Raw genomic sequence first — 14,006 nt, forward strand, 5'->3', positions numbered from 1 at the left:
CAATCACTGCGGGCAGAAAGGATAATTAGCGCCATCATAATCCCAGCGACAAGGAAATGAAATCACCGCGGCGGCGCACGCTGTCATGAAACGGGCGCTTAACTGGACTTGCAATTAGCCCGGGACGGTGCAGAAAATTTGTCTGCCGATATTTGCAAAGCCTGTTTTTTGTTCCCAAACTGAATGAACACCGGGCGACTTTCTTTAAGGATAAAACTATGCAACGTTGTCTGCGGGTAGCGTGGGGAATTGTGTTTATTTTCGCCTTTTCAGTACAGGCTGAAACTAAAATATACGGCGAGCAGCGCGTTAGCGGCTGGTGGAACTGGCTAAAAAACGATGTCTCGCAGACCTGGAATGAGCCGCAAAACTACGATCTTTATCTGCCGTTTCTCAGCTGGCACAACCGCTTTATGTACGATAAAGAGAAAACGGATAACTATAATGAAATGCCGTGGGGCGGAGGTTTCGGCGTTTCCAGATATAACGCGGAGGGCAACTGGAGTTCGCTCTACGCCATGATGTTCAAAGATTCGCACAACGAGTGGCAGCCGATTGTCGGCTACGGCTGGGAAAAGGGCTGGTATCTTGATAGCCGTCGTGATTTTCGCCTGGGTCTTGGCGTCACCGCCGGGATCACCGCCCGCGATGATTTTGCCAACTACGTACCTCTGCCGATTATTTTGCCGCTCTTCTCCGCCAGCTACCGCCGTTTGAGCGTGCAGTTCACCTATATTCCCGGCACCTATAATAACGGCAACGTACTGTTTGCCTGGCTGCGCTATGGTTTTTAAATGCGCAGGCGTCCATGACCTGAACCGGCGATCGTCAAATCGTAATCACTTTTTTGACCACCGAATTGGACAGCGCCAGCATCGAAATCAGTACCGAAGTGATAAACGTAAGGACAATCAGCATTAATTTTGTCCCCAGCGAGTTAATCGGGATAAACGCGGTGAGCAGGTGAAAAACGGAGTAGTGGAGAATATAGACGCCGGTCATCGTTTTGCTAATGGTGGCGAGAAGGGCCTCTTTAAACTCGCTGTTTTTGCGAAACCGCACGCCGTTGGCGGCAATAACCAGCGCAACCACCAGAATATAGATTTGTGAACCGGTCAGAATGAACGCATTTCTGTCGGCCTTAAACAGGGCGAAAAAGAAATGCCGCTCGTAAAACCAGGTAAAAAGATAAATAAACGGAATGGCGATCATCGCGCCTTTGACCACTTTTTCTCGCCTGAGCCAGTCGGCGACCAGCGGGTCGCTGAAGAGCTGACCGGTCAGATAAAATAGCAGCCAGGTCCACAGGCGGTACTGCGGCGCCAGGCTTAGTGGATGAATATCAGGGTACAATGCGGATAAAAGATCGTAACCATACGAGAACAGCAGCAGGGAGAAGACCGCGGCAAAGAACGCTGTGCGTCTTTGGCTGAGCCACTCGATAACCGGGTGAAAGGTGTAAATGACGATAAACGCAAACACAAACCACGGCTGGATAAGATAGCCGCGCTGGTAGGGCTCCCAGAGATAGTACACCGTCATCCAGAACAGAAAGACGATCACCACGCTCTTGATTTTGCCCAACTGCCATTGTGAATCATGGCGAGACTGCGAATCCAGATAGCCTGCCACTACAAAAAACAGCGGCGTGGCGATAGTGGAAATAAACGTCAAAAACCCGAGGATCCAGTGATAGTCATAATCATAGCTATCCCAGGTATTGTAAATGGTGAAGAAGGTCACCGCCGTCATGCATCCCAGCGTTTTAATAATATTTAATCCGGTACTGTTCATGGTTGTCGCTTAATATTCTGATTGTGGAAACAGGCGTAAATCACCGGCAGAACCAGCAGCGTCAGAATAGTAGCAAAACCCAGACCAAACATGATAACAACCGCCATGCTCTGGAAGAAAACGTCCAGTAATAGCGGCGCCAGGCCGAGCACGGTGGTAAACGCCGTCAGCAGGATCGGGCGCAGACGCGAAGTGGCGGCATAGATAATGGCCTCCTGTTGCCCTTTCTCCTGCTTCTGCTGTTCAATCTCTTCTACCAGCACGATGCCGTTACGGATCAGCATGCCGCTCAGGCTCAGCAAGCCGATTAACGCCATAAAGCCAAAGGGGATGCCGGTAAGCAAGAAGCCCGGCGTTACGCCAATCAGCGCCAGCGGTACGGTCAGCCAGATAGCCACCGCGTTTTTCAGTGAGCTAAACATCAGCACGGTAATCACAAACATCACCAGGTAACCCAGCGGCAGGGTAGTGAACAGACCCTGCTGCGCCTCGCTGGAGTTCTCCGCATCGCCGCCCCACTCAATGCTGTATCCGTGCGGCAAAGCGATCGCATCAATCTGCGGCTTCACGCGGGACAGGATATCCCCCGATGTCTGGTTGCTCAGCGGATCGGGATCGGTCTGCACCGTCAGCACGCGGCTGCGGTCGCGGCGCAGGATAAGCGGATCTTCCCATTCGAGGTGAAATCCGCTGACCACGTTACTGAGCGGAATATACTGCTGGCGGCTCTGGCTCCAGACCAGCACGTTATTCAGGTGATTCGCGTCCTGGCGCTCAGCGGCCGGGGGGCGGACAACCACTGGCAGCAGGTCGGCTCCCTCGCGGTACAAGCCCGCGCGGCTGCCGGAGAAGTTCATTTCCAGGGCGTTATCAATATCCTGTTTATCAACGCCCAGCTCGCGCCCAAGCGCGGGGGAGTACTGCGGACGAATAACTTTGCTGCGGTTTTGCCAGTCATTCCGGACACCATCGGTAGCCGGATCTGCGGAGAGAATATCGCCAACCTGGCTGGCGAGCAGGCGCAGGCGGTCGGGGTCCGGACCTTTAATCCGCACCTCAATGGCGCTGTCGCCGGAAGGGCCGAACATCACGCGTTTCGTGCTGGCGTTTACCTGCGGGTAGTTGCGCGCAATGTAGCGATCAACATGCTGCGTCAGGGCGGCAATATTGCGCTGATCGTCCATGCGCACCATGATTTGCGCATAGTTGCTGTACTGCCGTTGTCCGCTATAGGTGAGGATAAACCGCATGCTACCCTGGCCAACGGTGGCCACGGTGGTGACCACCCCGGGCTGGCCATTAATGGTGGTCTCAATATCGCTGGTCATCTTTTCGGTGGTCGCGATATCGGTACCGTACGGGAGCCAGAGATCGACAAAGAAAATCGGCGTATTTGACGAGGGGAAAAAGTTTTGCCGCACCGATCCAAACCCCCAGATAGCGGCGGCCAGCAGCGCCGCCATGACGGTCAGGGTTAGGGTTTTGCGCAGCAGAAGAGCACGCAGAGCCTGCTGGTACAGGCGGTAAAAGCGGCCGCCGTAAGGGTTGGCGTCGGCCTGCGTCACCGGCTGCGATTGATTTTTAAACAGCCACCATTTAATCAGCACCGGGGTAATGGTCAGCGCCGAGAACCAGCTCAGCATGAGCGAAATCAGCAGCACCTGGAACAGCGATTTACAGTATTCCCCGGTCGAGTCCTGCGACAGGCCAATCGGCGCAAAGGCGAGAATGGCAATCACCGTGGCCCCCAGCAGCGGCAGCGCCGAACGGCGGATCACATAATTTATCGCCATTAGCAGCGTAGACCCCTGCTGGCGGGCGATCAGCACTCCTTCAACGATGACGATCGCGTTATCGACCAGCATACTGAGGGCGATAATCAGCGCCCCCAGCGAAATGCGCTGCAGCTCGATGCCCCACAGGTACATGATCAGCAGCGTGCCGAGCACGTTGAGCGCCAGCGACAGGGCGATAATAATGCCGCTGCGCACGCCCATAAAGATCAGCAGGACCCCAACTACAATCGCCAGCGCCATCAGGAAGTTAGTGATAAAACCGTTGACCGAGTGGGCGACTTCCGCCGCCTGATCGTAGAACAGGTCAATGCTGATCCCGGCCGGTTTTTCCGCCGACATCTGCTCCAGCTTGCTCTCCAGGGCGCGGCCAACGTCAATCACGTTAACCCCGGGTATAAACGACACCCCCATGGTGACCGCCTGTCGGCCGTTGGCGTGGTAAATGCTGGAAGGCGATTCGCTCAGCCCGCGCGATAGCGTGGCGATATCGCGCAGCCGCGTCGCCGTTCCCGAACCTTGCGGGCTGATTAACAGGTCGCCGAGCTCATCGAGGTTGGCAAACTCCCCCGTCGGGTGCAGGCGGATCGACTCGCTGCCGGATTTAATCTCGCCGGCGTTAGAGACCACGTTCAACCGGCTGAGGATAGCCGCCAACTGGTTGAGCGTGATGCCGCGGGCGGTCATTTTCGCCAGCGAGATATCGATGTTGATTTGCTGAGGGATCGCCCCGCCGATGGCGACTTTGCCGACGCCGGGAACCAGCACCAGTTCGCGGCGCAGCTGCTCGGCGTAGCGAACCAGTTCAGGATTGGTAAAGCTCTCGCCGGAGATAGCAAAGAAGAAGCCAAAGACATCACCAAAATCGTCATTGACAAACGGGGAGGAGACGCCGGGAGGAAATTGACGGGCGGCGTCGCCGACCCGGCGGCGCAGTTCATCCCAGATTTGCGGCAGCTCGCTGGAGTGGTAGTGCGAGGCGATATTGACGGTGATTTGCGACAGGCCGTTGGAGGAGATCGAACTGACGTTGTCGAGATATGGCAGCTGCTGCAGCGCGTTCTCGAGCGGCAGGGTGACTTCTTCTTCAACCTGCTGCGCCGACGCGCCGGGATAATGGGTGATCACCACGGCGGTTTTAATGGTAAACGCCGGGTCTTCCAGGCGGCCAATATTCAGCAGGGCGAAGATCCCCCCGATGCCCAGCAGCAAAATAGTCAGCCAGACGCGGATCGGGTTGTTAATAAACTGGCGGGAGATATCCATTACAAACCTCGTTCACGCGTCCAGATACGAACCGGCTGTTGCGCATGCAATTCTCTGACGCCTGCCGCCACGACACGCTCGCCGACGCTGAGCCCTTCGGTGATCACCACGCCCTGAGAGGTGACCTGACCAACGCCGACTTTCCTCTCTTCCAGCTTAAGCTCGTCGCCGCTGCCCTGAACGACCCAGACGTGGGGTTCATTGCGCGGGCGATTATCCGGGTTAAACACCGCTTCGACAGGCACCACCACCGCATTTTTACCGGTGCTGGCGGGCAGGTTCGCCAGGTTAATTGTCACCGTTCCGCTCACGCCGCCCACCGCGGGAAAGTCGGCCGGTCGCGGCATGGTCAGGATGATTTGCCAGGTGAGCGTACTGCTGTCGCTGCTGCCGGTGTGCTCTTTATATTCAGCGGTAAACTGGCGGTCCGGCATGGCGTTAATTTTGACGACCGGACGATACTGCGCGTTGCGAATATCGAGCGCGGTAAAGAGATTTTCCGGAACGCTAAACACCACATCAAGCAGATCGGTTCGCGTCAGGGTCACAATCGGCTGCCCGGCGGCAACCACCTGATGGTTACGTACCGGGACGTAAGCGGCAACGCCGCTGAACGGGGCGGTCAACGCCATTTGCGACAGCTCTTCGCGGGCGATTTTCAGCGCGGCATTGGCGGAGTCGCGGTTGGCCCGCTGGATATCCATTTCCGCCTTTGAAATCGCCTGGCGACCGGCCAGCGTCTGGAAACGATCGAACTGCCGCTGGGCGAGGGTAGCGGCGGTCTGCCGTTCATTCACGCGCTGCTGCGCTTCCCGTGCGCTGAGGCGGGCAAGGGTCTGCCCCTGAGTAATAGCGGCTCCCTGACGCACATCAAGCGATTCAATCTGCCCGCCGCGTTTAAAAGATAAATCGGTGGAGTCCCCGGACTCAATGCGGGCGGGGAATACGCGCTGCTGCGCATCACCGATAGCCACCACCTCGGCGACTTTGACCATCCGCGGTAACGGCGTAATGTCAGGCGCTTTCCGATCGCAAGCCGTTGTTATTAAAATAACAAGCGGAATGAGAGAAAAATAACGGTTCACTGTATTCCCCTCGGAGTTAAAGTCTATGTTTTACATATTGTTTACAATCGCTGATTTTATTCTGCGAGCGCCGAGACAACGAAATAGGTAATTAACCCGGTAGCCGTACAAGCGATTATTGCCAGGGCAATAAACAGGCTCAGGCGAAACAGACTGTAACCGAACATCGTTCCTCCCTTTCGCTTAAATAGCTAGCTAAGTAAATTCTTATCTTAGTAATTATTGTGGGACGCCAGAAAACGAGCAAGCCACTGATAATGAGGATAGTCGTAGTAAAATGGAAATGTTAAAAAGAGCAAAAATTACGGCGATGGCGACGATTTTACCGGGTTTGTAGTCGAATTGTCTGGCGCTGCCTGGCTCTGTGATATTTTTCAATATATTAATTGGCTGCTTAATAATGTTAACCGTGGTGTGCTACGTTTAATTATAGTCACGCATCTAACAGATCTTGTTCTTGAGATTGCTTCCTCAGCACCATTGCCTGGGCTGTTTTTACCACCTTTTTTTATAGGTAATAAAAGGATTGTCTCTATGTATAAAAATATCCTCGTGCCGGTTGATGTGTTTGAAATCGGTCTTGCCGACAAGGCCATATCCCACGCCCGATTCCTTGCGCAAAGCTCTGCCGGAAAGATTCATCTCCTGCACGTTATCCCCGCTTTTTCCCCGGTACTGACGCGCGGTTTTATTTCCGATGCACGGAAAATGGAAGACTATCTGGTTAATACATCTAAAGAAAAGCTGGATGAGCTCAGTAAAAAACTCTCGCTGGCGGAAAACGATATCCAGATTCACATACGCAGCGGCAACATTCGCGATGAAGTAACCAAACTTGCCGATGAGCTGAAGGCGGATGTGGTGATCGTCGGTTCGCGCAATCCCAATATTCAGACCCATCTGCTGGGGTCAGAGGCGGCAGGTATCGTTCGTTATGCCCATGTTCCGGTTTTTGTGGTGCGTTGAGGACGGCCTGAGGCTGTCCTGATTTCCGTTACAGGAGTGAGGAGATAACTATGAATACAGAAAAACCGGGCGGCCCGTTTTATCAGCTCTCCGTAGACGAAACGCTGACCAGCACCAACAGCACCCCGGAAGGCATCAGCGGCGCCGAGGCATCGGCGCGCTTGCAGCAGTATGGTGAAAATGCGTTGCCGCAAAAGGCCGGGAAGCCGGCGTGGCTGCGCTTTCTGGCGCATTTTAATGATGTGCTGATTTACGTCCTGCTGGCGGCGGCGCTGCTGACGGCGGTCATGGGCCACTGGGTAGATACCCTGGTGATTCTGGGCGTGGCGGTGATTAATGCGCTGATCGGACATATCCAGGAGAGTAATGCGGAAAAATCGCTCCAGAGCATTCGCAACATGCTCTCCAGTGAAGCGGTGGTGATTCGTCAGGGTAATCATGAAACGATCCCGACTACCGCTCTGGTCCCCGGCGATATCGTGGTGATCCGCGCGGGCGATCGAATACCTGCCGACCTGAGGGTGATCGAAGCGCATAATCTGCGGGTGGAAGAGGCGATTCTGACCGGTGAATCGACGGTGGTGGAAAAAAGCACCGAGGCGCTCAGCGGCGAACTGCCGCTTGGCGATCGGACGAATTTGCTGTTTTCCGGCACCACGGTGAGTTCGGGCGGCGGAAAAGGTCTGGTCGTGGCGACCGGCGGAGATACCGAGCTGGGCCACATTAACCAGATGATGTCGGATATCGAAAAACACCGTACTCCGCTGCTGGTGCAGATGGATAAGCTCGGTAAAGCCATTTTTATCATCATTCTGGTCATGATGGCCGCGCTGTTTGTCTTCAGCCTGCTGTTCCGCGACATGCCGGTTTCCGAGCTGATGCTGTCGTTGATTAGCCTCGCGGTGGCGTCGGTGCCGGAAGGGCTACCGGCGATTATCTCGATTATCCTCTCGCTCGGCGTACAAACCATGGCCCGGCAGAAGGCGATTATCCGCAAACTGCCGACCGTGGAAACCCTCGGGGCAATGACGGTGATCTGCTCGGATAAAACCGGGACGCTGACCATGAACGAGATGACGGTCAAAGCCGTTATCACCGCCGATAAGGTTTATCGAGTGGAAGGCGACAGCTACGAGCCGGTAGGGAATATTCATCCGATCGATGAACCCACCCCGATAACCGTTGTTCCAGGCACTCTGCTGGAACGCTATCTGCGCACCATCGATCTGTGTAACGACAGCCAGCTTATCAAAGATGAAAGCGGGCTGTGGAAAATTACCGGCGGCCCGACCGAAGGGGCGCTGAAGGTGCTGGCGGCGAAAGTCCCGCTCCCGGCGGTCAACACCGAGCTGCGCAGTAAAATACCTTTCGATTCACAGTACAAATATATGTCGACGCTTTACCGCATCGGCGATGAAGAGATGATTTTGATTACCGGCGCGCCCGATGTCTTGTTCCGTCTGTGTCAGCATCAGCAAACCGACCATGGTCTGGAGCCGCTCGACCAGCCTTACTGGGAAGCGAAAATCGAAGAGTACGCGCGGGAAGGGCTGCGGATGGTGGCGGCGGCGTGGAAACCGGCAGCCAACGGACAAACGGAGCTTGGCCATCAGGATTTACAGCAGGGCGTCATTCTGCTGGGGATCGCCGGGATGATGGATCCGCCGAGACCGGAGGCGATTACGGCGATCGGCGACTGCCTGCAGGCGGGGATCCGCGTGAAGATGATCACCGGCGACCACCCGCAAACCGCGATGAGCATCGGCAAGATGCTGGGGATCGGCAATGCGGAAAACGCCATTACCGGACGCGAGCTGGAGGTGATGGATGATATTCAGCTTAGTGAAGCGGCGCAGAAATTTGATATTTTCGCGCGTACCAGCCCGGAAGATAAATTCCGCCTGGTCCAGGCGCTGCAAAGCAGGAAAGAGGTGGTCGGGATGACCGGCGATGGCGTGAACGATGCCCCGGCGCTGAAGCAGGCCGATGTCGGGATCGCCATGGGGATTAAGGGCACCGAAGTGACTAAGGAGGCCGCTGATATGGTGCTCACCGATGATAACTTCGCCACCATCGCCAGCGCCGTCAGAGAAGGGCGTCGGGTATACGATAACCTGAAGAAAACCATTCTGTTTATCATGCCGACCAACCTGGCGCAGGGACTGTTAATTATTATCGCGCTGCTGGCGGGGAATTTAATACCGCTGACGCCGGTGCTGATCCTGTGGATGAACATGGCGACCTCCGCCACGCTGTCGTTTGGCCTGGCGTTTGAAGCCGGAGAGAAGAACATCATGCGGCGTCCGCCCCGCGATCCTAAGCTGCACGTAATGGACGGCTTTGCTATCTGGCGGGTGATTTTTGTCGGTTCGATGATTGCCGTTAGCGCCTTTGTGCTTGAAGCCTGGCTACAGCCCCGCGGCTATTCGCCTGAGTTTATCCGCACGGTGCTGCTGCAGACGCTGGTCACCGCCCAGTGGTTCTATATGCTCAACTGCCGGGTGGCGGACGGCTTCTCGCTGAGTAAAGGGCTGCTGGCGAACCGGGGGATCTGGATTGTCAGCGGGGTGCTGCTGGTGCTGCAGCTGCTGATTATCTACGCGCCGTTTATGCAGATGCTGTTTGGTACCGAAGCGCTGCCGTTCCGCTACTGGGTTATCACCTTTATTATCGGTTTTGTGATGTTCCTGATTGTGGAAGTCGAGAAGCCGCTGACCAGGAGATGGCGTACGGCCTGATATTGAGCAGAACGCGGCATTCCCCGTAGCCCGGCTAAGCGCAGCACGAGCCGGGCTATCCGTGATGTGATGATGGGTTCCCCGGGCAGGCGCAACGCGCCGCTCCCGGGATAACCTCGTTGCTTGCAATTGAGATTGATATTAGCAATCATTATCACTACCGAGGGTGTGCTGGAAACAATCAACCGATGTCGCTTCGCAAGTTTTGTTTTGCTTCTCCGCTGAAAGAGTGGATTTTTATCGCCGCGCTGGTCTCCACGCTTTATGGCATTAACGCTTACGCCAGGCCAGATATGCGCCCGCTGGGGCCGAAAATCGCCGACCGCGGCTCCGCGTATTATCACTTCAACGTTGCTTATTTCGATTCCCTTGATGGCGAACGGCATTATAAGGTCTGGACCGCGATACCGAACGCGGCGCCGCCCGCGCAGGGGTATCCGATTCTGTACGCCCTGGACGGCAACGCGGTGATGGACCGGTTGTCTGGCTCGCTGCTTGAGACGTTTACGCAAAAAACGCCGCCCGTTATTGTGGCCATCGGCTATCAAACGAATTTGCCCTTCGATCAGCCTGCCCGAGCCTATGACTACCGGCCGAAAGTAGAGGAGAATCCTGCCGACGCCGGATGGGACCGACGGAAGAGCGGCGGCAGCGAGGCATTTCGCCAGCTATTAGAAAATACCATCGTGGAAAAAGTTGAGCGCGGGATCGCTATCAACCCTCAGCAGCGGGCTATCTGGGGGCACTCCTATGGCGGATTATTCATCATTGACGCCTGGCTGGAGTCATCCCGCTTCCGGATCTATTTTTCTGCCAGTCCTTCCCTGGGACGGGGCAACGCCTCGCTGTTAGCAAGAATGGCCGAGGCGAAGGCGGATGCGTTTAACCGGAAGTCCCTGTACCTGATGGAGGGGGCGGTTGCGACCCAACGGGCCTCTTCCGCAGGGGCAGAAGAGATCCGAGGCAACGTTCTGCAGACGGTTTCCCTGCTCAAGAAAAATGGCGTGGCGGTCAACTGGTGGCCCTATCCCGGACTGTCTCACGGGGAGATGTTTAGCGCCTCGCTGCAAAGCGCGCTGCTGGCGATGAGCGGTTATCCGCAGGGAACGGGTAAGTAGCCGAGCATTATTTTCGTATGCTGCCTAAAGCTAGCGTGAAGGTAGTGAATCACGTTCAGATGATGTGGTCATCGTTTGCCGCATAGCCTGAGCGCATCGCGCAGCATTCATTTACTGGTCAATGAACCCTGCGCCTCCGCAGCTTAAGGCAGTTGACGGTACGCTTCGTCGGCGACCGGCTCCAGCCATTCGTTAGACGCCCCTTCGGCAGGGACGGCAACGGCAAGATGCGCAAACCAGCTATCGGCGGCCGCGCCGTGCCAGTGCTTGACCCCCGCAGGAATATTCACCACATCCCCGGCGATAAGCGCACGCGCCGGTTGATTCCACTCCTGATACCAGCCGCGTCCGCCGGTCACCAGTAAAATTTGCCCGCCTTTATGGTGGATATGCCAGTGGTTACGGCAGCCGGGCTCGAAGACCACGTTGCCGATAGTGACCCCTTGCGTGGAGAGCATATTCAGGTAGCTGGTACCCTGAAAATACTGCGCATAGGCCTCGTTTTTCTCCCCCTTGGGGAAGATACCGTTACCGTCAAATTGTTGTTTCATGGGTTCTCCACATTTCAGTTTCGGCCTTTTAAGCGGCCCCTTACGACTCGTTGAACAAAGTGTAGGGAAGGTTTGATTAAATGATAAGATGCGCAAATATGAATACACTGGTGCACAAAATTCACCAATGATGAGCAAAGAAAAACTCAACGACCTGCAGGCTTTTGCCACGGTGGCTCACGAGCGCAGCTTTACCCGGGCGGCCGCGATTCTGGGTATTTCCCGGTCAGCGCTGAGCCATACGCTGCTGGCTCTGGAAGCGCGTCTCGGGGTAAGGCTGTTAATCCGCACCACGCGCAGCGTTTCGCCAACCGATGCCGGGAACCGTCTGCTGGCCGTTCTGGCGCCGCGGCTGAATGAAATCGAAGCTGAACTGGCTTCGCTGCGCGCTTCACGAGATAAACCCACCGGAACGGTACGCATTACCGCCAACGATCATGCTATCGTCACCGTGCTGTGGCCCCGTCTGCGGCCTTTATTAACGCAATACCCGGACATTCATATTGAGTTCAGCGTCGGATACGAGCTGACCGACATTGCCGCCCAGCGTTTTGATGCCGGCGTACGGATGGGCGATCAGGTGGATAAGGACATGATTGCGGTGCGCATCACGCCCGATGTGCAGATGGCGGTGGTTGCCGCCCCTGCTTATCTTGCCGGCAGGGCGGCAGTAAGACGTCCTGAGGATCTGATGGCACATAACTGCGTTAATTTGCGTTTGCCCACCCACGGCGCGCTTTACGCCTGGGAGTTTGAAAAGGGAAGTCAAAAGACCAGCGTTCGCGTTGACGGGCAAACCGTTTTTAACAATACCTTTCTGATGATTCAGGCCGCGCTGGACGGGGCAGGGATTGCCTATGTTCCTCACGACTTAGCGGCGAAATATATCGCTACGGGGGAACTGGTACCGCTACTTGCCGACTGGTGCCCTCATTTCCCGGGGTACTATCTTTACTACCCGGGCCGACAGCATCTTCCGGCGGCGTTTACGCTAGTGGTCGACGCGCTGCGCTGGCGTCAAAAAGGCTAATATTGGCCTTCAGGAATATCTCAACTTATTTGCTGTTTTTATTTTTTGTTGGCATGCTGTCCCTGAATTTTATAGAAGATATATCCGGTTAAGCAGAGCACTTACTATCGTTCTTGTGGATATTCGCACGTCTGTTCGCAATATTTAAAATTAGACAAAAATTACAGGGATCTGAGTAACTCGACTGTTTATAATGTTAGGTCGTTTAATAGCCTGGTTATTTGCAAGATAGATAGTGAGCCGTAAAATTATACAGAGCAATAAAATAGCTTTTTTTGCAAAAAAATAGCTCTTCGTTTTATTTAAGTGGTAGGTGAAATAATGAAAAAAAATATAATTATTATCTGTGGGTTATTTTTTTCCACAGTAAGTCATGCCAGCGCGCTCTATTTTTATGAAGTGGGTACGGAAGATGCTGCGTTGGCTGGAGCGGGTCAGGCCGCACGTGCGCAGGATGCATCAACGCTGTTAACTAACCCGGCAGGGATGACGCGATTACCCGATCATATGCTGACGGGGGGAGTACAGGCTATGGGAGGCGATATATCCTATCAACTGGATAATGAATCGAGCGGGCGTCAAAGTCCGGGCAACGTCATGAATCTGTTTCCTAATGCCAGTATGTTCTATACGCAACGTCTGAATGATTCCGTGTCAGCAGGACTGGGCCTTTACGGTAACTATGGGCTTGGTATTGATTTTGGTGAATGGGCAGGCGATCGACTTATCAAAAAAAGTACGATGGTAGCGATGACGCTCAGCCCGGGAATTGCCTGGAAGCTCAGTGATAACGTTTCCGTCGGCGCCGCTGTGGGGCTTAATTACGGCTACCTTTCTTTAACCCGGAATGTTGATCGCCATGATGAACGACAAAATGACCATGACTGGGCGATGAACTACCGGCTGGGCATACTGATGGATCTTACCGACCAGACTCGAGCGGGAATAACCTGGACAAGTAAAACTGACTATCACTTTAGTATCGACGGCAAGGCGCGTTTTCCGAACTTGCCAAACGTTGAGTACGATCTTCCCGTTGCGGCTCAAGTCCGCGCGCCTCAGCAGGTCATGTTGAGTGTGGTTCATGATGTAAATAAATATTGGTCCGTGATGGGCGATCTTGGTTGGCAGGACTGGAGTCAGTTTGGTAGCCCGGAGATTACGATTAATGGCCAAGCGGGCAATAGAAACAACCGGTTAAAAGATACCTGGCATACGGCATTAGGCGTTCAGTTCCGGCCTGAAGATCGATGGCGCCTTAACGCGGGTATCGCTTTTGACAGCACGCCATACAAAACACAAAGCGATGTTGCTCTGACTCTACCTACCGGTGATGAGTGGCGTTTTGCGACCGGGGCGCAATATCAAATGACCCCGGCGAGTAATATCGGATTTGCGGTTGAATATCTGCACATGCAATCATCTCAGGTGAACTCAGCAGCCTTCGCTGGAGAATATAATAAACCCTGGCTATGGTTCGCCAGCGTAAACTACAGCTATCAGTTCTGATCGGTAAACCAGACATTGAGCTTTGGCCAGCATGACGATAACCCTGCAGCGGCAGACGTGGCTACAACCTGCTAAAAAGACGCTGGAGATCGTCACCGCCTATCGGGTGATGCTGCCAACTTACTGATTTAGTGTATGATGGTGTTTTTGAGGTGC

At 54.7% G+C, this 14,006-nt stretch carries 10 protein-coding genes; 6 read left to right on the forward strand and 4 right to left on the reverse strand.

Translation table 11 applies throughout. The features are described 5' to 3' along the window. Positions 1-218: 218 nt before the first annotated feature. Positions 219-794, forward strand: a complete 576-nt coding sequence (gene pagP / locus HMPREF1144_RS15660) for a lipid IV(A) palmitoyltransferase PagP (protein ID WP_004852289.1) — start codon at positions 219-221, stop codon at positions 792-794. Between the two features lie 34 nt (positions 795-828). On the opposite strand, the gene HMPREF1144_RS15665 is transcribed toward pagP, so the two are convergent. From HMPREF1144_RS15665 to HMPREF1144_RS15675, 3 genes are read right to left on the reverse strand one after another with little or no spacing between them, the layout of a single operon-like run. Beyond that, positions 829-1,752 (reverse strand): acyltransferase, encoded by a 924-nt coding sequence (locus tag HMPREF1144_RS15665; RefSeq protein WP_162557823.1) that lies wholly within the window; start codon positions 1,750-1,752, stop codon positions 829-831. A gap of 38 nt (positions 1,753-1,790) precedes the next feature. Continuing rightward, complete coding sequence (locus HMPREF1144_RS15670) at positions 1,791-4,853, reverse strand: efflux RND transporter permease subunit (RefSeq protein WP_009653334.1); 3,063 nt, start codon at positions 4,851-4,853, stop codon at positions 1,791-1,793. Then, positions 4,853-5,938 carry an efflux RND transporter periplasmic adaptor subunit gene (locus tag HMPREF1144_RS15675; protein WP_004852284.1) on the reverse strand — a complete coding sequence of 362 codons (1,086 nt, stop codon included), beginning with the start codon at positions 5,936-5,938 and terminating at the stop codon, positions 4,853-4,855. The genes HMPREF1144_RS15670 and HMPREF1144_RS15675 overlap by 1 nt, the downstream gene beginning before the upstream one ends. Before the next feature lie 534 nt (positions 5,939-6,472). Between HMPREF1144_RS15675 and HMPREF1144_RS15680 the strand changes: the two genes are divergently transcribed. The 3 genes from HMPREF1144_RS15680 to HMPREF1144_RS15690 all read left to right on the forward strand — a co-directional run bounded on the left by HMPREF1144_RS15680 (position 6,473) and on the right by HMPREF1144_RS15690 (position 10,760). Beyond that, complete coding sequence (locus HMPREF1144_RS15680) at positions 6,473-6,904, forward strand: universal stress protein (RefSeq protein ID WP_004852281.1); 432 nt, start codon at positions 6,473-6,475, stop codon at positions 6,902-6,904. A gap of 50 nt (positions 6,905-6,954) precedes the next feature. Further along, positions 6,955-9,642, forward strand: a complete 2,688-nt coding sequence (locus HMPREF1144_RS15685; protein WP_009653326.1) for a cation-transporting P-type ATPase — start codon at positions 6,955-6,957, stop codon at positions 9,640-9,642. Between the two features lie 188 nt (positions 9,643-9,830). After that, positions 9,831-10,760: an alpha/beta hydrolase gene (locus tag HMPREF1144_RS15690; RefSeq protein WP_009653329.1), complete on the forward strand. Its 930-nt coding sequence runs from the start codon at positions 9,831-9,833 to the stop codon at positions 10,758-10,760. A gap of 143 nt (positions 10,761-10,903) precedes the next feature. On the opposite strand, the gene HMPREF1144_RS15695 is transcribed toward HMPREF1144_RS15690, so the two are convergent. Beyond that, positions 10,904-11,311 carry a cupin domain-containing protein gene (locus HMPREF1144_RS15695; RefSeq protein ID WP_004852275.1) on the reverse strand — a complete coding sequence of 136 codons (408 nt, stop codon included), beginning with the start codon at positions 11,309-11,311 and terminating at the stop codon, positions 10,904-10,906. 127 nt (positions 11,312-11,438) lie between these two features. Between HMPREF1144_RS15695 and HMPREF1144_RS15700 the strand changes: the two genes are divergently transcribed. Together HMPREF1144_RS15700 and HMPREF1144_RS15705 are read left to right on the forward strand one after the other, a co-directional pair. Next, complete coding sequence (locus HMPREF1144_RS15700) at positions 11,439-12,341, forward strand: LysR family transcriptional regulator (protein ID WP_004852273.1); 903 nt, start codon at positions 11,439-11,441, stop codon at positions 12,339-12,341. A gap of 321 nt (positions 12,342-12,662) precedes the next feature. Then, entirely contained in the window at positions 12,663-13,850 is a 1,188-nt protein-coding gene (locus HMPREF1144_RS15705) for an OmpP1/FadL family transporter (protein ID WP_009653333.1), read from the forward strand. Positions 13,851-14,006: the final 156 nt, after the last annotated feature.

Origin of the sequence: Klebsiella sp. OBRC7, assembly GCF_000293135.1 — a bacterium.
Taxonomy (GTDB): Bacteria; Pseudomonadota; Gammaproteobacteria; order Enterobacterales; family Enterobacteriaceae; genus Klebsiella; species Klebsiella michiganensis.